20 protein-coding genes are annotated in these 22,474 nt (G+C 33.9%); 7 read left to right on the forward strand and 13 right to left on the reverse strand.

Annotated features, from left to right (window positions below; all coding sequences use genetic code 11):
- Positions 1-37: 37 nt before the first annotated feature.
- From ACNO7W_RS12550 to ACNO7W_RS12575, 6 genes are all read right to left on the reverse strand, one after another.
- Entirely contained in the window at positions 38-730 is a 693-nt protein-coding gene (locus tag ACNO7W_RS12550; protein ID WP_417938398.1) for a hypothetical protein, read from the reverse strand.
- A gap of 481 nt (positions 731-1,211) precedes the next feature.
- A complete protein-coding gene (gene secA / locus ACNO7W_RS12555; protein WP_417938399.1) occupies positions 1,212-4,610 on the reverse strand; it encodes a preprotein translocase subunit SecA in 3,399 nt (1,132 codons plus the stop codon).
- A gap of 84 nt (positions 4,611-4,694) precedes the next feature.
- A complete protein-coding gene (locus tag ACNO7W_RS12560) occupies positions 4,695-4,916 on the reverse strand; it encodes a DUF2795 domain-containing protein (RefSeq protein WP_007138072.1) in 222 nt (73 codons plus the stop codon).
- Between the two features lie 162 nt (positions 4,917-5,078).
- Positions 5,079-5,648, reverse strand: a complete 570-nt coding sequence (locus ACNO7W_RS12565; RefSeq protein WP_417938401.1) for a cob(I)yrinic acid a,c-diamide adenosyltransferase — start codon at positions 5,646-5,648, stop codon at positions 5,079-5,081.
- Between the two features lie 221 nt (positions 5,649-5,869).
- A complete protein-coding gene (locus ACNO7W_RS12570) occupies positions 5,870-6,727 on the reverse strand; it encodes an ATP-grasp domain-containing protein (RefSeq protein ID WP_417938402.1) in 858 nt (285 codons plus the stop codon).
- A gap of 135 nt (positions 6,728-6,862) precedes the next feature.
- Positions 6,863-7,582, reverse strand: a complete 720-nt coding sequence (locus tag ACNO7W_RS12575) for an ABC transporter ATP-binding protein (RefSeq protein ID WP_417938403.1) — start codon at positions 7,580-7,582, stop codon at positions 6,863-6,865.
- Positions 7,583-8,032: 450 nt separating this feature from the next.
- On the opposite strand from ACNO7W_RS12575, the gene ACNO7W_RS12580 reads away from it, so the two are divergent.
- Positions 8,033-8,707, forward strand: coding sequence for a hypothetical protein (locus tag ACNO7W_RS12580; protein WP_417938404.1), 675 nt, complete (start codon positions 8,033-8,035; stop codon positions 8,705-8,707).
- Positions 8,708-8,766: 59 nt separating this feature from the next.
- Here ACNO7W_RS12580 and ACNO7W_RS12585 read toward each other — a convergent pair whose 3' ends face one another.
- Complete coding sequence (locus ACNO7W_RS12585; RefSeq protein WP_417938405.1) at positions 8,767-9,585, reverse strand: O-methyltransferase; 819 nt, start codon at positions 9,583-9,585, stop codon at positions 8,767-8,769.
- Between the two features lie 321 nt (positions 9,586-9,906).
- On the opposite strand from ACNO7W_RS12585, the gene ACNO7W_RS12590 reads away from it, so the two are divergent.
- Positions 9,907-11,457: an SDR family NAD(P)-dependent oxidoreductase gene (locus ACNO7W_RS12590; protein ID WP_417938406.1), complete on the forward strand. Its 1,551-nt coding sequence runs from the start codon at positions 9,907-9,909 to the stop codon at positions 11,455-11,457.
- A gap of 264 nt (positions 11,458-11,721) precedes the next feature.
- Here the strand turns inward: ACNO7W_RS12590 and ACNO7W_RS12595 are convergent, their stop codons facing one another.
- Positions 11,722-12,060 (reverse strand): DUF86 domain-containing protein, encoded by a 339-nt coding sequence (locus ACNO7W_RS12595; protein ID WP_143388176.1) that lies wholly within the window; start codon positions 12,058-12,060, stop codon positions 11,722-11,724.
- A complete protein-coding gene (locus ACNO7W_RS12600; RefSeq protein WP_143388175.1) occupies positions 12,050-12,352 on the reverse strand; it encodes a nucleotidyltransferase family protein in 303 nt (100 codons plus the stop codon). The genes ACNO7W_RS12595 and ACNO7W_RS12600 overlap by 11 nt, the downstream gene beginning before the upstream one ends.
- Positions 12,353-13,031: 679 nt before the next feature.
- Between ACNO7W_RS12600 and ACNO7W_RS12605 the strand changes: the two genes are divergently transcribed.
- Entirely contained in the window at positions 13,032-13,337 is a 306-nt protein-coding gene (locus ACNO7W_RS12605) for a hypothetical protein (protein ID WP_143388174.1), read from the forward strand.
- A 250-nt stretch (positions 13,338-13,587) separates the two neighbouring features.
- Here the strand turns inward: ACNO7W_RS12605 and ACNO7W_RS12610 are convergent, their stop codons facing one another.
- From ACNO7W_RS12610 to ACNO7W_RS12625, 4 genes are all read right to left on the reverse strand, one after another.
- Entirely contained in the window at positions 13,588-14,451 is an 864-nt protein-coding gene (locus ACNO7W_RS12610) for a DUF6602 domain-containing protein (protein WP_417938407.1), read from the reverse strand.
- A 315-nt stretch (positions 14,452-14,766) separates the two neighbouring features.
- Positions 14,767-15,480 carry a hypothetical protein gene (locus ACNO7W_RS12615; RefSeq protein ID WP_417938408.1) on the reverse strand — a complete coding sequence of 238 codons (714 nt, stop codon included), beginning with the start codon at positions 15,478-15,480 and terminating at the stop codon, positions 14,767-14,769.
- 194 nt (positions 15,481-15,674) lie between these two features.
- Positions 15,675-15,962: a hypothetical protein gene (locus ACNO7W_RS12620; RefSeq protein WP_417938409.1), complete on the reverse strand. Its 288-nt coding sequence runs from the start codon at positions 15,960-15,962 to the stop codon at positions 15,675-15,677.
- A gap of 409 nt (positions 15,963-16,371) precedes the next feature.
- Complete coding sequence (locus tag ACNO7W_RS12625; protein WP_417938410.1) at positions 16,372-18,234, reverse strand: ABC-F family ATP-binding cassette domain-containing protein; 1,863 nt, start codon at positions 18,232-18,234, stop codon at positions 16,372-16,374.
- A 337-nt stretch (positions 18,235-18,571) separates the two neighbouring features.
- On the opposite strand from ACNO7W_RS12625, the gene ACNO7W_RS12630 reads away from it, so the two are divergent.
- From ACNO7W_RS12630 to ACNO7W_RS12645, 4 genes are all read left to right on the forward strand, one after another.
- Positions 18,572-18,814 carry a hypothetical protein gene (locus ACNO7W_RS12630; RefSeq protein WP_417938411.1) on the forward strand — a complete coding sequence of 81 codons (243 nt, stop codon included), beginning with the start codon at positions 18,572-18,574 and terminating at the stop codon, positions 18,812-18,814.
- A gap of 45 nt (positions 18,815-18,859) precedes the next feature.
- The gene (locus ACNO7W_RS12635) at positions 18,860-20,077 is read left to right on the forward strand and encodes a glycosyltransferase family 2 protein (RefSeq protein ID WP_417938412.1); all 1,218 of its coding nucleotides are present in this window, start codon (positions 18,860-18,862) and stop codon (positions 20,075-20,077) included.
- An 84-nt stretch (positions 20,078-20,161) separates the two neighbouring features.
- Positions 20,162-21,487 carry a dihydrolipoamide acetyltransferase family protein gene (locus ACNO7W_RS12640; RefSeq protein ID WP_417938413.1) on the forward strand — a complete coding sequence of 442 codons (1,326 nt, stop codon included), beginning with the start codon at positions 20,162-20,164 and terminating at the stop codon, positions 21,485-21,487.
- Positions 21,488-21,620: 133 nt separating this feature from the next.
- A complete protein-coding gene (locus ACNO7W_RS12645; RefSeq protein WP_143386773.1) occupies positions 21,621-22,391 on the forward strand; it encodes a 3'-5' exonuclease in 771 nt (256 codons plus the stop codon).
- The last annotated feature ends 83 nt before the right edge of the window (positions 22,392-22,474 follow it).

Raw genomic sequence — 22,474 nt, forward strand, 5'->3', positions numbered from 1 at the left:
AAACTCGGCAATTTCTTGAAACGGCGATTAGGCGAATTCATGATGGGTTTAGACCAGTAACAGTTGCAGCTAACTCTGCAAGCGATGTTACAGTTTTGATTCCCTTTTTAATTTGTATTTTTTGTCTCAAGCCAGAAACACTTTGGTCAACTAAACTGAACAGTTCATCAACATTATGTTTATATTCTCTGTTGACTTCTTGAAGAGCTTCTGCTGCAATTTTTATATATTGTTTTAATTCTAAAAATGATGCTTCAATTCCTTCCTGATCTAATTGAATTAAGCGACTGTCCGAAACAGCGTTTTCTTTTACTTGGAAAAATAAAACAGAAGGATATTTTATTTTGAAATCTTTGCCGAAATATTTTTGAATTAATTTGTTCGTGTCTTGAGATGGATTTTGATCTGTGGGAATCATATTGAATTCTTTTTGCGTACCTTGATTCATTCTTTGTTTCATTATATCCATCAGCTTTGATTTCATATCCTCGGCTTTGTAATGTAAACTAAAAACCGTCAGATATTCACCAGATATTGAATTAAGACTTAGCCAATAATGAGGGTCTTCTAATATTTTTCCAATATGTTCATTCTCAAAATCGTATAATATAAATGCGAATACTAACGCTCGGTTATTTTCTCTGTGTTCGTTACATATTTTAAAAAATTCTCTTTCGAATTGTTCGTAACTGCTTTTTCTATTCTCTGAATTTATTGTTACTGTAAACATAGATTTCTATTTAAAGTTTGTTGTTTATCGGGTTTACGAATTCGCCTAACTTGTTTATACTACTGACGATAGCAGCCTTATCACCCCAAAACTGAGAAGAAAGACCTCTTAAACGTCAAAATTTATTTAGCTAATATATAAATTAATTACTGAAAAATCTTATAAATTGGAATTAGTACTTAATTTTTTGTTAAAGATATATTCTTTGATTACAGGATCATTACGGGAAACCGTAAACGGAGTTGTTTATCGCAAAATCCCTAGCCCCGACAGCAGTGGAAAGCCTATGCCGGTTGAAAACCACTTTTTTCTGGTGGTGGCAGAGCGACCAAAGGAAGCTCCTGACAGCGGCTAGAAAAAGGGTTTGAAACCAAATAGCTTGCAGCGTAGGGCGGGAACTGCTCCTGAAAATGATGTGCAAAAAAATTCCCCAACTACTTTCGCAATTGAGGAATTTAATTTTAAGGAATCGAAACGGTTATTAGTTAACGATAACCCATTGACCTGAGGCGATTAAGCTTTCGGCTTTTTTGTATTTCATTTCTTGAATTTGTCCGTTAGCCACGTTTTGAATCGTTACGGTGTCATTGCGATTGATTTTTGGCATATCTCTCACGATAGTTTCGGTTACTTGTCGTTGTTGGGTTTGCTTCGCCTGTTCGCTTGCGCTCGAGTCACCAGCTTCACGATTTATATTTTCGCTATTTGGACCCGAGGTCGAAGACCGAACTGGCGAAGCAATTTCGTCTTTACTTAATTTAAAGTCTTCTTTCTGACGAACTTCTTTTGCTTCTTGAATTTGCTGATTCTCTTGAGCCGGTAAATCACCTTTAAACAAGAATGAAATAACTTCTTTATTTACGTTGTCTAACATTGCTCTGAACAAATTGAAAGCTTCCAGTTTGTAAATAAGCAAAGGATCTTTTTGTTCGTGAACTGCCAGTTGAACCGATTGTTTCAACTCATCCATTTTACGTAAGTGTTTTTTCCAAGCTTCATCTACAATAGACAAAGTGATATTTTTCTCAAAATCAGCAACGAGTTGTGCACCTTCAGTATCGTATGCTTTTTTCAAATCTGTAACCACATTTAAGGTTTTTATTCCATCAGTAAAAGGAACTACAATACGCTCAAATTGGTTGTTTTTATCTTCGTAAACACTTTTTATAATAGGAAATGCTTCTCTGGCGCTTCTTTCTGTTTTTTCTGTATAGAATTCAAGTGTAGCTTTATATACTTTACCTGTCAATTCCATTTCACTCAATTTTAAAAACTCACTTTCGGTAACCGGAGAAGTAATAGAGAAATAGCGTATCAATTCGAATTCAAAGTTTTTGAAATTATTTGTTGCTTTGTTTTCGTCAATAATCAACTCACAAGTATCATAAAGCATGTTAGCGATATCTAATTTCAATCGCTCTCCAAACAAGGCATGACGACGACGTTTGTAAATTACTTCACGTTGTGCATTCATAACATCATCATATTCCAGTAAACGTTTACGAACACCAAAATTATTTTCTTCTACTTTTTTCTGAGCGCGTTCGATAGATTTAGTCATCATAGAATGTTGAATCACTTCACCTTCCTGCAATCCCATTCTGTCCATTACTTTAGCAACTCTTTCAGAACCAAATAAACGCATTAGGTTATCTTCAAGAGAAACATAGAACTGAGAACTTCCTGGGTCACCTTGACGACCTGCACGACCACGTAACTGACGGTCAACACGACGCGAATCGTGACGTTCCGTTCCTACAATTGCTAATCCACCAGCAGCTTTTACTTCAGCAGATAATTTGATATCAGTACCACGACCAGCCATGTTAGTAGCAATTGTCACAACACCGGATTTCCCTGCTTCTTCAACAATTTGAGCTTCTTGTTTGTGCATTTTTGCATTCAATACATTGTGCGTAACACCTCTCATTTTTAACATTCGGCTTAGTAATTCCGAAATCTCAACTGAAGTTGTTCCAATTAATACCGGTCTTCCTGCTTTTGATAATTCGGTTACATCTTCGATTACGGCATTGAATTTTTCACGAGTCGTTTTATAAATAAAATCCTCTTTGTCTTTTCTTGCCATCCCTCTGTTAGTAGGAATTTCAACAACGTCTAATTTATATATTTGCCATAACTCACCTGCTTCAGTTACTGCTGTTCCAGTCATACCGCCTAATTTGCTGTACATTCTGAAATAGTTTTGTAAAGTTACCGTTGCAAAGGTTTGTGTTGCAGCTTCAATTTTTACATTTTCTTTAGCTTCAATGGCCTGGTGCAATCCATCAGAATAACGACGGCCATCCATGATTCGACCAGTCTGCTCATCAACAATCATGATTTTGTTGTCCATGATTACATATTCCACATCTTTTTCGAATAAAGCATAGGCTTTCAAAAGTTGCGTCAAAGTATGAATACGCTCACTTTTTATACCAAAATCTTGGAATAATTTTTCTTTTTCTTCTGCTTCCGCGTCTTTATCCAGTTTTTTCTTTTCGATAGCTGCAATTTCAGTTCCAATATCCGGAAGAACGAAAAAGTCTGGATCCGTATCTCCTGAAAGGAATTTGATTCCGTTATCAGTCAATTCAACTTGGTTGTTTTTTTCTTCAATTACAAAATACAAAGCTTCATCAATCTTATGCATTTCGCGATTGTTGTCCTGCATGTATTGATTTTCAGTTTTTTGAAGCAATTGTTTAATTCCTTCTTCACTTAAAAACTTAATTAAAGCTTTATTTTTAGGTAAACTTCTATAGGCTCTCAACAATAAGAATCCGCCTTCTTTAGTATTTCCTTCTTTGATTAATTTTTTTGCTTCTGATAAGAAACCGTTAGCTAATTGACGTTGTAAACTAACTAAGTTTTCAATTTTTGGTTTCAACTCATTAAATTCATGACGATCTCCTTGCGGAACTGGTCCTGAAATAATCAATGGTGTTCTGGCATCATCAATCAAAACGGAATCGACCTCATCGACAATGGCATAATTATGTTTTCTTTGAACTAAATCCTCTGGCGAATGTGCCATATTATCTCTTAAATAGTCAAAACCAAATTCGTTATTGGTTCCGTAAGTAATATCAGCATCATAGGCTTTTTTTCTTCCTTCTGAACTTGGTTGATAATTGTCAATACATTCGACAGTCAAACCATGAAATTCGAACAAAGGGGCTTTCCAGGTACTATCACGTTTTGCCAAGTAATCATTTACGGTTACCAAATGCACTCCGTTTCCAGTCAGCGCATTTAAGTAAAGCGGTAAGGTTGCTACCAATGTTTTTCCTTCACCCGTTTGCATCTCAGCAACTTTTCCTTCATGCAAAACCATTCCGCCAATTAATTGTACATCATAGTGAATCATGTCCCAAGTAATTTCTTTACCGGCAGCACTCCAAGAATTGGCCCAAATAGCATTATCGCCGTCTAAAGTGATATAGCTTTTAGTAGCCGAAAGTTCACGATCTTTAGCAGTTGCAGTTACAACGATTTGAGTGTTTTCTTTAAATCGTCTTGCTGTTTCTTTCACAACGGCAAACGCTTCAGGAAGAATTTCCATCAACGTTTTTTCCGAAATATCGTAGGCTTCTTTTTCCAATGCATCAATAGCGATATAAATATCTTCTCTTTTATCAATGTCTTGAATGCTTTCTACTTCTTGTTTTAGCGCGGTGATTTTAGCATCTTTTTCAGCGCGATCTTGTTTTATTTTATCTTTGAAAAATGCGGTACGCGCTCTAAGTTCATCATTGGATAATGACATTAGGGGATTTTCAAAAGTTTTAATTTTGTTGAGATAGGGTTGTAAAGCTTTGACATCTTTTTGAGATTTATCTCCAACAAAGACTTTAATGATACTGTTTATAAAACTCATAATATGTTTTTATTTCTGTTTGTGTAATTGTGTAAATTTAAACAAAAAAAAAGCCTCTTTTGAGACTTTTTCTTGGTTTACTTTTTAATATTCATCCTCATTCCAAAGATAATCTTCGTCTGTAGGATAATCTGGCCAAATTTCTTCCATTGATTCATATATCTCACCTTCATCCTCTATAGATTGAAGGTTTTCTACTACTTCTAATGGAGCTCCTGCTCTAATAGCGTAGTCAATAAGTTCGTCTTTGTTAGCAGGCCATGGGGCATCACTTAAATAGGATGCTAATTCTAATGTCCAATACATCTGTTGTCGATTTAGTTTTGTGCAAAAATAAATTTTTTACTGAAAAAGACAAGTAAAAAATGATTTATTTTTAATTAAAGTTAAGAACGTTTTATTTAGTGTCCAGTTTTCGGTATTTAGTGTTCCGCTTTTCACTGCAAACTGACCACTGCAAACTGCCAACTATTTCCTCGGAATCCATTGCACTTCCTCAGCGTTCAAATCATGAGACAACTTTCGTGCCAACACAAAAAGATAGTCAGAAAGTCGGTTCAGGTACTTGATTGCGATTTCAGCAACAGGTTCATTGTGGCTTAAATGGACTGCTAAACGTTCTGCTCTACGACAAACGCAGCGTGCTATATGACAATATGACACAGTGGTATGTCCGCCAGGAAGTACAAAATGAGTCATTGGCGGCAATGTTTCTTCCATTGCATCGATTTCATTTTCCAATAATTCGATATCGGACTCTATAATTCCAAGTTTTTTTAAACGAAGTTCGCCGTTTTTCATTACCTCTTTTTCAGGAGGTGTGGCCAATATAGCACCAACAGTAAACAGCCGATCTTGAATTTCTATGAGGATTTCTTTGTAGTGTATATTCATTTCCTGATCCCGAATTAAACCAATATGAGAATTCAATTCGTCAACAGTACCATAACTTTCTATGCGGGCATGGTCTTTTGGAACTCTGGTTCCGCCAAAAAGCGCTGTTGTTCCTTTATCTCCAGTCTTTGTGTATACTTTCATCTAAGGTTTATTTGTTTGTTGGTAATTTGTTTGCGTTTTAATAAAATATGCTTGCTTGCTTGTCCGTTAAGTTAACTAAATATTTTTTTGCCACGAATTGCACCAATTTTTAAACGAATTTTTAATTAGAATTTAAAGAAATTAGTGTTTTTTCGTGTAATTCGTGGCAACCATTTTTGAATAGGTGTTATAAAGGATAATCGTATAATAAAAAAACAAATTTAGGATATTAATTCCACTATTGCCGCAACAAATCGTTCCAGTGAACCTTCACTAAGATTGAAATACAAATCAGGTTCAATGCATTCAATTTCCATTAAGTACAAAACATCATTAATTACTATTCCGTCAACTCTGGCGTACAGTAAATTTTCTGGGAAAGTGTGAACAATTTTTTGTGCTTTTTCAATTAATTCTTGGCTGGGTTGTACTAAATTATATTTTCCTCCAAATAAAGATTGAACCCTAAAATCCCCATCAACAGGTTTTTTATTTACGGCATGGGAGAATTTTTTATTGAAAAAGATAAAAGAAGTTTCGCCCAATGTTTGAATTTGTGGCATGAATTCCTGCAGAAGCAACTCTTTCTCCGAAGCTATCCCTTTGTATTGTTCGTTTATTTTTGGAATATCCGATATTTCAAAAACTTCGGTGAGATAGGAACCTGCAGAAAATGCCGGTTTTATAACTGCTTTTTTCCAATGTGAGGGAATGCGTTCTCCAAGATTGAGATTGTCCGTTTTATCTATGAAAACAGTTGGAAGAATTGTGATTCCCTGCTTTTCCATTTCACGCAAATAAAACTTATGTTTATTTTGCTTGATTACTTCAATGGGGTTAAGCGTTTTAATTCCTGATTTTTCTATTTGGTCGAGCCAAATATTAAATTCGGTTTCTTTTTCGAAATAATCCCAGGTATTGCGAAAAATTAAATAGTCGAAATCAGTCCAATTGATGGTTTTGTCACTCCAAATTACCGCTTTGGCTTCAATGTTATATTTTGCTAATGCAGGAATTATTTTTTGATCTTCGGGATTTAAATCAGGAAGTTTTTTGCAGGTTAGTATAGCGATTTTCATTTGTTTAATTTAGAAAAAGAATTATATTTTATTTAACACGAATTACACTAATTCCCACGAATTTAAAAAAGTAAATAAATTTCACAAACTTTAAATTGTAAAATTCATGCTATTTCTTGAAATTAGTGTTGTATTTTATCTGACCACTGGTGACTGAATACTGACCACTTGTTTTGTGGTGTCACTTTCAATAAGTCCATCTCTTAAACGAATGATTCGGTGCGCATAAGCCGCGATTTCCTCTTCGTGCGTTACCAGAATAACGGTGTTTCCATTGGCATGGATGTCTCCAAAAAGTTTCATGATTTCTAATGATGTTTTACTGTCTAAATTTCCCGTAGGTTCATCGGCTAGGATAATAGACGGTTTGTTGACTAAAGCGCGCGCAATTGCCACACGCTGGCGCTGTCCACCTGAAAGTTGGTTGGGTTGGTGATCCATTCTATCGGCAAGATTTACCTGTTCCAAAACTTCAGTGGCTCGCTTATTTCTATCCGATTTAGAAAATCCTGCGTAAATCATGGGTAAAGCCACGTTGTCTAACGCGGTTGTTCTCGGTAAAAGATTGAAAGTCTGGAAAACAAATCCTATTTCTTTATTGCGAATTTCAGCTAATTCATCATCTTTCATCTGACTTACATCTTTTCCGTTCAGAATGTAACTTCCTGAAGTTGGCGTGTCCAAACAGCCTAATAAATTCATTAAAGTAGATTTTCCGGATCCCGAAGGTCCCATTAGTGCCACATATTCGCCTTTATTTATTTTTAAATCAATGCCTTTTAGGACGTAAACAATTTCATTTCCAAGTACGAAATCTCGTTTGATATTGGTTATTTTTATTAGCGGGTTTGCCATTGGGATTTTTGATTGCTGATTAACGATTTTTGATTTTAAAAGTACAAAAGACTTTCGAATTATTAATAAGTAGTCCTTTTTTTAAATTTGTTACACGTTTTCTCTTCAATTTAAAATAGGAACTAACTTTTCCAAAATCAAATAATTGTAATTTTTGCTTATTTCTTTTAAAATGCAATTTTTTATACATAGAATCGGTCCGTAATTATTTATACTATTTAAAGGTTAATTTATATAATTCACACTTTATTTCTTTTAAAATGCAATTTTTTATACATAGAATCGGTCCGTAATTATTTATACTATTTAAAGGTTAATTTATATAATTCACACTTTATTTCTTTTTATTTCATAATTATATGTAATATTTATAAGATTTTTGGATTATAATTATGAATCGAATAATGTTACTTAGATTTACATCATAATATTTAATCAAATCAAGAAATTATGGAAAGTAAAAAGTTATTATTAGGTGTAGCGGTAATCGCTTTAGGATTTACCTCTTGTAAGGATGAAAAAGCGGAGCAAGCTGAGAAATCAGTTGATAGCTACGTTATGTATGTAGATTCAGTAGGTAATGTTGCAGCAGAAGATGCTAAGGGTAACTGGCAGGGGATTGAAGCAACTTATGAATTGAAAAGCGGAGAAGCTGAAGCTGCTATTGCAAACATGAAAGATAATGCAGCGGCGCAAGAACGTCTTGATGCAAGTAGAGCCAAATATGAAGCTTTAAAAGCTAAATATGACGCTGAAAAAGCGGAACAAGAAATTGTTGCTGCGCCAGTAAATCCAAAACAACAATTAAGAAATGCTTTGTTTGGTCAAGGAAAAATTGGGGATGATATGAACTTTAGTTGGGTAAACGCAGCTAATATACATAGCGTTTACCAACAATTCATCCATACTGCTGAAGATAATAAAGACAGTTATTCACGTGAAGACTGGGATGAAATTAAATTAATGTACGAAGCACTTGACAGCAGAAAAAACACTGTTGAAAAAGAAGGACTTTCGTCTGATGATAACAGAAAAATTGCTGGTTTAAAATTCAAATTTGCTCCAATGTTGAAAGTGAATAGAATGGGAGCAAAATCAGGAGAAATGAAAAGAGCTAAAGAATAAAAGACTTACTAATTCAAGGTTATAAATGACAGTCAGTAATGGCTGTCATTTTTTTTACGTTAAACGCGAATCACAAAATGCTCTTTTTCCTGTTCTCTTCTAAAGAATACCAATCCCCATTGAAACGTATCAATGGTTACAGTCACTTTTGGATGTTTTTTGATGATTTCCCAAGCTTCCTCCATTTCTGGTGACCAATGAATGTCATCGAATATCCAAACGGTTTCGTTAATTGTCGTTGGAAGTAATAATTCGAAATATTCTAAGGTTGCTTTCTTGGAGTGATTGCCGTCAAAATAAATTAAGGAAAAGTGTTCAGTGACAGTATTCAGTGATGAATTCCCGTTCTCTAAATAAGAATTAAACGCTGTTATAATAGATTCTACATTGTTGCAATTGAATTTTTGAAATTGCAATTGAGCAATTTTTGCAGTTTCCGGACAACCTTCTAAAGTGATTATTTTTGCTTTTAAATTACCTAATGAAAGCGCGGAAGTCGCTAATCCTAATGAAGTACCAATTTCTAAAATAGATTGCTTCGCCTGTTCGCTATCGCTCGGGTCTGGCTGTAAATAATTTGTGATTCTAAATAATAATTGGGCTCGCTTCGGAGAAATTCCCGCAGTTTTTGCAATCTTGGAGATTGCTCTTTTATTCGATTTGAAAACTTTCGAACCTGCGCCAAAATCGGTTACTTCAATGGTATTGTTGTTTTCTAAAAGCGAATTTCTGTAATTCTTTAAAACAGCATATTCCGGTTTTGATTTTTTGTCATAAAAGCATTTGGTCAATAAAGTAAATACAAACGGTGAATGTACTGCATGCTCATTTTTAGAGTGCCAAAGGAATTGTAAGTACGATTTTATTTGGAAAAACATAGATTATTAGGGCTTTTATAAAGAAGGCGCGAAGATACGAAAAAGGAATAAGTAGTGCGGAGTGAATAATCTGCGTAAATCTGTAAAATCTGCGTGAAAAATATAGGCACGCAGATTTGGCAGATTTACGCAGATTCTAAAGTGAAAACGTCTTAAAAGTTAATTCCGATAGGTTAAACGCTATTAACTCTAAAAGCGTATGCATTGGTATTAGTAATAATTCAGGTATTACACGAATCACTTCTCGCTAAATACTATTCACTTTAAATAGTATATTTGCACCCTTGGTATTTTTGCTAATAAAAATGCCTGTTTTATATAATGATAACATCAGCAATAGAGAATAAGACTGCCATAAGCTCGGAAGAAATAGACCGATGCATCGCTATTTTGGCACAATTGAATACGGATACAGATCAAATATTTGATATCCCAAAAGAACAACGAACGGCCTTAATCAAAGCGGCAGGAATGTTTTCCAGACCGGATCGAGACGAGCTTTCCCGAAGAAAAAAGGATGGAAAACTGGCAATCAAACGAAAAATGGAAAAGCGGGACAGAACCGCCCGTAAAGAAACTGGAATCCGTCATGCCCGTGAAGCGAGTGTTTTTGTGGCGCCAAAATTGTTGGCTATAAACCATCTCGCTCTTAAAGAACAATTAGAACTGGAAACTCCCAGAAATTGTTACGTTTGTAAAACCGAGTTTACTAAAATGCACCACTTTTATGATACGATGTGTACGGATTGTGGTGATTTTAATTATGCTAAACGTTTTCAAACCGCAGACGTAAAAGGACAAGTAGCTGTTATTACTGGCTCTCGCTTAAAAATAGGCTATCACATTACGTTGATGTTGCTGCGTGGTGGAGCGACTGTTATTGCTACGACTCGTTTTCCGGTGGATTCAGCATTGCGTTTTTCTAAGGAAGATGATTTTATGGAATGGGGACATCGTTTGAAAATTCACGGATTGGATTTACGACACATTCCCAGTGTGGAAATTTTTTGCAATTTCATAGAGCAAAAATACGAACGTTTGGATATCTTAATCAATAATGCGGCACAAACGGTAAGACGTCCCGCCGGATTCTATACGCATTTAATGGAAAACGAAGAACTTCCTATAGCATCTTTACCCCAACAAGCGCAAGAATTATTACTGGATCATACCAATTGTCTGGATGAATTAAAAGTATTGACATCAGGAGTTTCTTCGAATCAAAATATGCCGGTAACTTGGCACGGACCAGAACCTGGAATTGGATTGCGGGCTTCCGCCAAATTATCCCAGATTCCGTATTCTTTTGATAATGCGCTCGTGGCGAATGAAGTTTTTCCGGAAGGGGAACTCGATGCCGATTTGCAGCAAGTAGATTTGAGAAAAACCAACAGCTGGCGTTTGCGATTGGGACAAATAGAAACGACTGAAATGATTGAAGTGCAGCTGGTGAATTCAGTAGCGCCTTTTGTGTTGTGTAATCGCCTTTCGGAAGTGATGAAGAAAGACAACACCGGACAAAAGCACATCATAAATGTTTCGGCAATGGAAGGGAAATTTCATCGCTTTTTTAAAGAAGACCGCCATCCGCATACCAATATGGCCAAAGCCGCTTTGAATATGTTGACTCATACTTCCTCAGGAACATTGGCAAAAGACGGAATTTTTATGAATGCGGTAGATACGGGTTGGGTAACCGACGAAGATCCCGCAGAATTAGCCAAAAGAAAACAGGAAGAAGAAGATTTTCAACCGCCATTAGATATTGTTGATGGTGCCGCACGGGTTATGGATCCGTTATTTGATGGTATTAATACTGGAAAACATTGGTGTGGGAAGTTTTTGAAAGATTACAATCCTATTCCTTGGTAGTAGTTATAAAATGAAATAATTGTTTATAAAGTGGACTAAGACAAATAAATCAAAAAACAAAATCCAGATTTTAAACCATTTAAGAAATAGAAGTTCATTTAAGTTAGCTTATCTGTACTTCTATTTCTTATAGGATTGTTTTTTTATAAAAAGACATTTAATTTGTTGTTGATATATGTTTGAAATTCTTAATTTTAAATAAAAACCACAACCGAAATCTGATTGGGTTGTGGTTTTTTGTTGTGGGTGTAAAGGAAGTATTTATTACTCTCCTAGCATTTTTTCGACTTCTTTTTGCAGAATGGGTAAATGTCGTATTACAATTCCCCAAATCACCTCGTCAGAAACCGAATCATAACCATGAATTATTCGATTTCTAACATCCACTATTTTTCTGGAGTTCGAAATAATGATTTCGCTATCTTCTTTTAAAATTCGATTCATTGCTTCACCAATTATTTCAATATTCCTTTCAACAGCTCTTTTAGTCCTTAAATCATTTTCATAAACTTTAAATTCTTTTGGTAGATCAATAAAATAACTTTCGATTTCATTAATTGAACTTAAAATATCATAAAGCCAAGTTTTAATGTTATTGTCCATAAATCAGTTGTTTGTTTTGATTTATAGTTTTTCTGAAATAAGGATTTTTAATTGCTTTTTCTTCAAGCAAATCAATTTGTCTTTTTAATATGGTTTCTAATGAGAATTTTAAATCATAATAATTATCGGCATAATCTAAAACATCTAATGGTTGAAATTCAACGATTAGGTCAATGTCACTTTCGTTATTGAATTTTTCAGTCAAAACGGAACCAAAGGCATACAATGACTTAACATTATGCATTTTGCATAATTTTGTTATATCCTCGGTATGGCTTTCTATTGCATTCATGTTTTTAAATAGTATAATTCAAAAATACGCAAAATAATTCATACTCTCAAGTAATTCATGGTACCATGATTTTTGATTTGAAGATTTCCAACCGCCATTAGATATTGTGGATGGTGCCGCACGGGTTATGGATCCATTGTTTGACGGCATTAATACAGGAAAACATTGGTGCGGGAAGTTTTTGAAGGATTACAATCCTATTCCTTGGTAGTAGTTATAAAATGAAATAATTGTTTATAAAGTGGACTAAGACAAATAAATCAAAAAACAAAATCCAGATTTTAAACCATTTAAGAAATAGAAGTTCATTTAAGTTAGCTTATCTGTACTTCTATTTCTTATAGGATTGTTTTTTTATAAAAAGACATTTAATTTGTTGTTGATATATGTTTGAAATTCTTAATTTTAAATAAAAACCACAACCGAAATCTGATTGGGTTGTGGTTTTTTGTTGTCCAAATTTACCGACACGGATTGTAAATCAGGACTACCCAATAATTTATGAAATTTTTAGAGTTTTAAAATGAGGTTCAAAACCATTTTATTAATTAGTTTTGTTGTAAATTAATAATTTAAGGGCTGTTATTATGCAGTTTTCTTTTTATTGTTATCTTTAATACAGAATTCAATAAATATAAAAGTTGAACATTAATTTAATCACATTTTAATTTTAAATACTATGGTAATAGAGTATCAAGGGGAACAAAACGGAATTCCGACAAAATTTACTATAAGAATCATCGGAAATAATATATCGAAAACGAGTTCGAATTACCAAATTGATTTATTGGTAGGAGACAAAAAATTGCCAACTTTTAAGACATTAATCCATAAGAGTTTGTCTAATTGTTTGAAAGAGATTTACTTGTTCCGCAAATACAACGGTATCAAGTTTGATGCTTCTTCCGAAAAAGTTGCGCCTAAAGTAACCCTTTACGATTCGATTTTATATAATTATCACAAGAAGACCTTGTTTTTGGCGTAAACCATTTATACGAGTTTATAAAATGAAAACCACAACAGAATTAGATTTTGTTGTGGTTTTTTGCTTTATTATTTTGTTGCTCACTGTTGCGGGCACAAAGTCAGAGACATTTGTGCAGCCTAACCAAAGAACTATTGTATACTTCGAAGAGCGGGGGACTAAGCTAGCATTTATTTTTTAGTTTAACCCAATTCTTACAAGTATAAGACCATTTTTAAATTAAGCATAAAACCCAAATCTTGCTAAACTCTTAGCCACAGTTATTGTTTTTTCTTGCTTGATTAAGCATGTCTACCCAAGGCATATTTCCTAATCTTATCCAATTTAGTGATGCCATTAAATGACAAAGAAATATCCCAAACGCTAAATCTTTTTTTATTAAACTCTCATAACCAACTTTAAATCCGTTGTCTGGATAAAATAATGTTCCTATAGGCTCTTTTTTATCGTTTACATAACCAATAGCTAAAATATTATCTTTTCCTGAAATTATTAATTCTGGAGCTGAACAATCGGAAGGAAATATATTGTGGTATGTTTTTAAAAATTCTTTAATTTCTTCTTCATTTTCAGCTTTTTTATTGTCAATATTTGATGAATACCTGCTTAGAATTATTGTCAAAATTGGATTTCTATATTTTGGCTGATGTTCAAGTACATTTCCTCGGTCTACATATTTACCAACACAAGGATCAGTTTGGTATAAATCTGTTTTTCCTCTTGTTTGGCATAGCGTTTTGACTTTTCCGATTTGTAATACACTTTTCTCAAAGCTCTCTTTATTTAAAGTATGTTTTGCTTCAATATATGCGTATACAGCTTCAATTGGAATATTTTCTTTTCGTGAATAATCATCTTTTGTGTTAGTTCTAATTGTTGGAAAATTTAATTGATCATATATAATTATATCATCACCTTCTTTATTTCCTTCTCGATCAACTACAAAACCTCTGCAAATTCCGTATTTTGTTGGTAGAAAAGTCCGTAAGGTAAGACAGATTGCAATTTCAAATTCATCACCAAGGTCAAAATTATAATCAGCTTTAATATCTTCTAATCTTGCAGAAAATTTTCTGGATAATTCAATAACATAATCATCATAAAAATAGGTCATAATTCATAATTTTATTTTCAATTTTCGGGCTAATTTGTTTATATCAGACAAAAATAAGTATATATCCGAATAAGGATTGCGTTATGTTGTAAAATAGCCGTTTTTTTCTTTTGCTTAAATAGGTATAAGCTATTACAAATCATTAAAATGACATTTTATCTGTCGCAAACTTAGGAATCGCTTTTGCTTTTTACCTAAAAAAATAAAAACCATAACAGAATTTAATTTTGCTGTGGTTTTTATTTTCTTATTTTGTATCTCATGGTTGAGGGCAAAGATTATAAATTTGCGCGAAATCGTTATGAATAGTTCTAGTTAGTTATTACCTAGTAAAATAGGTTTTAATTCGGAAATTTTAGAATCATATTCTTCTTTAGTAATTACTCCTAAATCTAAGTATTTTTTTAAATCTTCAATTTTTGATAAAGCTTGCTCTTTTGTGAAAATATAATTTGAAATCAATGGCTTTAAAATTTCTGCATGACTCAAATTTTTAGATGTAGATTCATAAATTAATTTGCCTTCTGAATTTTTAACTGAAAGTTGCGTAATTCTATTAACATCACCTTGAGCGTCTCTTAGCCAATTAAGAAAAAGAACTTCTTTATTATTAATTAGATTGCTAGGGTTTTTTTTATGAGTATTGTAGTATTTGCTAATGTTGATTATAGTATATTTTTTTGCTCCTGAAAGAATATTTATTAAGTCCTCCGTGTTTTCCTTAGGCGCCCAGCCACCTACATTTTCAATAACTATATACTCATAGTTATTTGTGTTATTAATAAGATTATCAATGGTTACTTTAGAATAATTATTTTTTATAGTTTCGTTGAAAACAGCATTGTTAGATGCTTGTGCCTCAGCTTCATTTGCTCTTGCAGTTATATTAGCTACGTTAGCTTGCATAACTTTATCCATTGCATCTCCAATTGGGTTTGGTCTTTGCACCGTAACATTTATATTATTAGATTGGGCATAGTTCATTTGGGTTGACAATCCCATTATTAGTAATAATGTTATTTTTTTCATAATTTCTTTTTTGCAGTTATATTAATAGAAACGTTGATACATTGGAGCTATCGGTAACAAGTAAATTAAAATGTTAGGATTTTCATTATTATGTTTTTTAAAAGCATAATAATCTCCATACAGGCCTATTCCAATCAATGAAATTGGAATTACTTTAAAAAAATGTAATTTTTTTAAAGTTGATTTTCTACAATTTAATAATTCGGAATTAATGAAATTTCGATGAACTTATATTCAATGTCTACAAAGCAATCTAAACGTCCAATAATTAAATTGTTTTTTGAGATTTGATAACTTATAAGCCCACCTTCGTAATTAAGCCCATTTATTATATAATTTATATTTGTTGTATGTCTAATTTTATTAAATGCGTCTTCACTTAATTCTTCTCTTTGAGTAATTATAGTTTTTACTTTGTTAATTTCTTCATTAAATCTATTTCCATAGAATTCTCCATTTAGTCTAACAATATGATTTACCATTTTATTTTTATTAGTTTTCGTAATTTCTCTTTTCAGCGATTATGCGTTAAAATGTCTGCAAATTAATATCGAGATCTGATAAAACTATCTCGCTTCACCCAAATATAGCTGAATTTGTCTGACAAATGCTATCCTTTATTTTTCAAAGATATGAATATGTAGGTTACGAATCATCAAAATAAATTTTTATTTATATAATTTTTCTTACTAATTTAAAATCGCTTTTTTTCTAAAAAATAACAACCCCAACATTTTCAGCGCTACTGCTAAAAATGTTGGGGTTGTAAATAATATAAAATGATTCGTAGTGCTTTGTCATTTCGACGAAGGAGAAATCACATTAGTTGCTCTCGTTATGTGATTTCTCCTTCGTCGAAATGACAAACTAGTCTTTTGTCGAAATGACACTTTATCCTTCTATCTTCGCGCTCAGCTCAAACCATCTTTCTTCTTTCTCCTCAATTTTATTGATGATATTTTTCAATTCGTTGGCTTTCTTCTCGATAGCTGCTTCTTCGATTTTTCCGTCTGAGAACAATTGCTCGATAGTTGCTTTTTGAATCTCTAAATCTTTTATTTCTCGTTCCGTTTTTTGGAATTCTTTTTGCTCGTTGAACGTCAGATTCCCGGTTGGATTGTTTTGTTTCCAGTCTTTCTTATCGGCTTTGTTTTCCTCTTTTTGAGCGACATCAGCACTGTCTTCATACGCTCTGAAATCAGAATAGTTCCCAGGGAAATCTTCCACCACACCATCACCTCTAAAAATGAATAAGTGATCCACAATTTTATCCATGAAATACCTGTCGTGAGAAACTACAACTAAGCATCCCGGATAATCCAAAAGGAAGCTTTCCAATACATTCAGCGTTACAATATCCAAATCATTGGTAGGCTCATCCAGAATCAAGAAGTTAGGATTCTGAATCAAAACCGTACACAAGTACAAACGTTTCAACTCACCACCGCTCAATCGATCCACAAAATCATATTGTTTTTTAGAATCAAACAAGAAACGCTCCAATAATTGCGAAGCCGAAATCAATTTCCCTTTCATCAACGGAATGAATTCTCCGTATTCCTTAATCACATCAATAACGCGCTGACCCGGTTTTGGGTTAATCCCGCTTTGGGTATAGTATCCTATTTTTATAGTATCGCCAACCACCACTTTTCCACCATCAAGGGGTAACGTTCCGGTCAATAAATTCAAGAAAGTCGATTTTCCGGTTCCGTTTTTTCCAATGATTCCAATGCGTTCGCCACGCTGAAAATCAAAACTGAAATTGTCCATGATCACATGATCCTTGAATTTCTTGGAAATTTTGTGAAGCTCAATAATCTTGCTTCCCATACGCTCCATATTAATTTCCAGTTCTACTTTATTTTCACGACGACGACTTTGTGCTTTTTCCTTAATGTCATAAAAATCATCCTGACGCGATTTCGATTTGGTCGTTCTCGCTTTTGGCTGACGGCGCATCCATTGCAATTCTTTCACAAAAAGATTCTGCGCTTTATCCACACTCGAATTCTCGGATGCGATGCGTTCCTCTTTTTTCTCTAAATAATAAGAGTAATTTCCTTTGTATTGGTATAATTTTCCGTTGTCTAATTCGATGATTTCGTTACAAACACGTTCCAAAAAGAAACGGTCGTGCGTCACCATAAACAACGTAATGTTTTCTTTGGCAAAATAACTTTCCAGCCATTCGATCATCTCTAAATCCAAGTGATTCGTAGGTTCATCCAGAATCAATAAATCAGGACGATTAATCAAAATGATAGCCAGTGACAAACGTTTTTTCTGTCCACCGGAAAGATTCTTCACTTTCAGTTTGAAATCTTCCAACTTCAGTTTGAACAAAATTTGTTTGTATTGGGTTTCAAAATCCCACGCATTGTGCTGATCCATTCCGTCAAAAGCTTTTTGGTATGCTTCTTCGTCTTCAGGATTTTCTAATGCTTTTTCATACGCCTCAATCACTTTCAAAGTCTCATTATCTGATGCAAAAATGCTTTCTTCAATGGTCAATTCGTCTTGCAAGTTGTTATTTTGCGAAAGGAAAGCCATTTTTATACCTTTTCTTAGTACTACTTGTCCGGTATCAGATTCTTCTAAACCATTAATAATACTCATAATGGTCGTTTTTCCAGAGCCATTTTTGGCTATGAAGGCAATTTTTTGGTCTTTATTGATTCCAAAAGAAATATTTTCAAAAAGTGTTCTTTCTCCAAAAGATTTAGAGATATTTTCAACAGATAAGTAATTCACTTTGTAGGGTATGAGTTATAAATTATAAGATATGAATTCGTTACGAAACATAACTTTTTTGCAAAAGTAATTCATTTACACCAAGTTTCAAGTTTTTGTGGTTCAAGTAATGTTAAAACTAAAAACTTTAGGCTAATTTTTAGGAGCGAAAGATTTGGTTTTATCTGGAAATATCGTTCCCGCTGTCATTCTAATCTTTCTAGTCCTGAACTTGTTTCAGGATCCTGAAACAAGTTCAGGACTAGAAAGGATTTTCCCTTCCATCGGGGCTAAGGAGAAACATGTTTTTTAATTTTCAATAAAATAACGTAAATTTGAGTAGTTAAAAATTTGTATCATGAAAACGGAGACTTTAAAAATCAACATCACGCAAAGAATCTTAAATATTAACGACAATAAGGTCCTTAGTAAAATAGCAAAACTTCTTGATGAAGAAAATATTGTTGGTTATGACGCAGATGGAAACCCAATTTCCGAAAAAGAATATACAAAGGACATTCACGAGGCTTTACATCAATTGAGTCAAGGGAAGTTAGAAACTTATTCGAGTGAAGAAGTTAGAAAAAAAATTTTAGGTTAATTTTCTAATTTTCTAATTGGCAAATTTTCTAATTATATTTGTCCAATGCAACTATCCGTCATCATCCTCAATTACAACGTTTGCTATTTTCTGGAACAATGTGTTTTAAGCGTTCAAAATGCGTTAGAAACCATTGACGGCGAAATTATTGTAATCGATAATAATTCTTCCGATGATAGTTGTGCAATGATGAAGCAACGTTTCCCAAACGTAAAGCTCATTCGAAACAATGAAAATTTAGGTTTTCCAAAAGGCAATAATATTGGAGTTGCTCAAGCTCATGGCGAATACATTTGCATTCTCAATCCGGATACTGTTGTTGCCAAAGATACGTTTGTGAAAGTATTGGCTTTCGCAAGATTGCTTCATTCTTCGCAATTAAACGATTCAATGGGAATTATTGGGTGTAAACTCATTGATGGCACCGGAAATTTTCTGCCCGAAAGTAAACGTGGCGTTCCAAAGCCTTTTGTCGCATTTACAAAGGTTACCGGTTTGTATAAATTATTTCCTAAATCAAGAACATTCGGGAAATATTATGCACAGCATTTAAACGAAAACCAAACGGGAAAAGTAGACATTCTCGTGGGGGCTTTTATGTTCCTAAAAAGGGATTTATATCTTGAGGTAGGCGGGTTTGATGAAGATTGTTTCATGTATTCAGACGATATTGATTTGTCGTATATGATGTTGCAAAAAGGAAAATCCAATTATTATTTCCATGAAACCACTGTTATACATTATAAAGGGGAAAGCACTATTAAGGACGAAACCTACATGAAACGTTTTCAGGAGGCGATGCATTTTTTTTATAAAAAGCATTTTAATCCTCGATCCCGAAGCCTCGGGACGGGATCCGTATTATTCTCTCTTTTTATGAAAACAGGAATTGTCTTTTTTTCTTTTGTTAAAATGTTTCAAGGGAAATCTACAATAAAAAGGACTCCAAAATCATATCTATTGTATTCGGCTAACCAAAAATTAGCGGATAAACTCAGTTTAGTTTTGCAAAAAAAAGTGTCATTTCACGATTTAAAAACAGAAAAAATGGTAATTTCGTCTTCGCTAAGAAACGGGGATGGAACCGAAATTATTTTGGATAACGAATTCGTTTCTTTCAAAGAAAGTATCGCAATTCTCGAATCTTCAAGAAATAAGTCCCGAAGCGTCGGGATTACCTTTAAGATCATACCAAAAAACGCTAATTTTTTAATTGGAAGTAACAATAGTAACGAGAGAGGTGAGATTATAGAAATAGAGTAAAAAATTACATTAAATGTAATTTATATTTAAAATATTTAGTAATTTCGCAAACTGAAAATCAAAATCACCTTTTAGGTTAACAATATGGCAAGATTTGAATTAAAGCTTCCAAAAATGGGAGAAAGCGTTGCAGAAGCGACCATTACAAATTGGTTGAAACAAGTTGGAGACAAAATTGAAGCCGATGAAGCGGTACTTGAGATTGCTACTGATAAAGTCGATAGCGAAGTGCCAAGTGAGGTTTCGGGTGTTTTAGTGGAACAATTGTTTGGTAAAGATGATTTGGTTCAAGTAGGGCAAACCATCGCCATTATTGAAACGGATAGCACTACCGTTACTGAAACAGTAAGAGAAGTTGAAGCTCCGGTTGCCGTTGCGGCAATTGAAAAAACAGTTGATCCCGAAGCTTCGGGAGCCAAAGAAGCGGTTGCGGTTCCAACAGATTTCTCTCCCGACTATTCGGGATCTGAAAAATTCTTGTCGCCTTTGGTTAAAAATATAGCCAAAGAAGAAGGTGTTTCTGTTGCCGAATTAGAATCGATTTCAGGAACTGGAAAAGAAGGAAGAGTTACTAAAAATGATATTTTAGAGTACCTAAAAGATAGAACAAGCCAACCTGTTGTTTCAGCTCCGGTTGCAGCTGTTCAAAAAACAGTTTCAGCTCCAGTTGCTCAAAAAGCAGCCCCGGTATCGGTAAGTGGTGGCGATGAAATCATAGAAATGGACAGAATGCGCAAGCTAATTGCGGGTTATATGGTCGCTTCGGTACAAACATCGGCTCACGTACAATCGTTTATTGAAGTGGATGTGACCAATATTGTAAAATGGAGAGAAAAAAATAAAATTGCTTTCGAAAAGAGAGAGGGGGAGAAGTTGACTTATACTCCAATTTTCATGGAAGCAGTAGCAAAAGCTTTAAAGGATTTTCCTGGAATGAATATTTCTGTAGATGGTGATTTTATCATTAAGAAGAAAAACATCAACCTTGGAATGGCAGCGTCATTGCCAAACGGAAACTTGATTGTTCCAGTAATTAAAAATGCGGATCAACTGAATTTAGTTGGAATGGCAAAAGCAGTAAACGATTTAGGAGGTCGTGCAAAAGCTGGAAAACTAAAACCAGACGATACGCAAGGCGGAACATATACGGTTACGAATGTGGGGACTTTTGGAAGTGTTTTTGGTACGCCAATTATCAATCAACCGCAAGTGGGGATTTTAGCATTGGGAGCCATTCGTAAAATGCCGGCAGTAATCGAAACACCTGAAGGGGATTTCATCGGTATTCGCCAGAAAATGTTTTTATCGCACAGTTACGATCATAGAGTGGTAGATGGAGCATTAGGAGGAAGTTTTGTGAAACGAGTAGCGGAATATCTTGAAGCTTTTGATATCGACAGAGATTTTTAAACTTACATACATACAATTCAAACCCGACTAGTTTTTTTGAAAATTAGTCGGGTTTTCTTTTTTTGATATTTTCTGGAACTTTAAACTAAATTAAACCCAAATATCTATATTTGTACTTATACAAAATTTAAAAATGGAACTTAAACTCAATAAACCAATTTGCTTTTTCGATCTTGAAACCACAGGAATTGATATCGGAAAAGATAGAATTGTAGAAATCTCAATATTCAAAGTTTTTCCAAACGGAAATAAGGAAAGTAAAACTTGGTTGGTGAATCCAACCATTCCAATTCCGCCACAAACAACGGCTGTTCATGGAATCACGGATGAAAAAGTGGCGAATGAACCTACTTTTAATGAATTAGCCGTGCAAGTTTATAATATGATTAAAGACAGCGATTTGGCTGGATTTAATTCAGATCGATTTGATATTCCGTTATTGGCAGAAGAAATGTTACGTGCCGGAGTAGATTTTGATATGAAAAACAGAGTTTCAGTAGATGTGCAAACCGTTTTTCATAAAATGGAAGAACGTACATTAGGCGCAGCACACAAATTTTATTGTGGGAAAACGCTTGAAAATGCGCATTCTGCCGAAGCGGATACCATGGCGACTTACGAAATATTAAAAGCGCAACTGGACCGTTATCCTGAATTGGAAAACGATATGAAATCATTATCGGAATTCACTACAAGAAAGAAAATTGCTGATTTTGCCGGAATGATTGCTTTTGATAAAGATAATGAAGAAATTTTTGCTTTTGGAAAACATAAAGGAGTGAAAGTCGATAAAATTCTGGAAACTGAACCAGGTTATTTCAGTTGGATACAAAATGCTGATTTTCCTTTGTATACCAAAAAAGTTTTAACGGCAATAAAATTAAGAAAACTGAATACGAAGTAAGAGTTGTCAGTGTTCAGTTTTTTAGTGTTCAGTTGAAAAACTGCTCTGAAAAACGGATCACTGATGATTTTTTTAAACTGATT

Source organism: Flavobacterium sp. ZB4R12, from assembly GCF_048276375.1.
Classification (GTDB): Bacteria; Bacteroidota; Bacteroidia; order Flavobacteriales; family Flavobacteriaceae; genus Flavobacterium; species Flavobacterium gawalongense.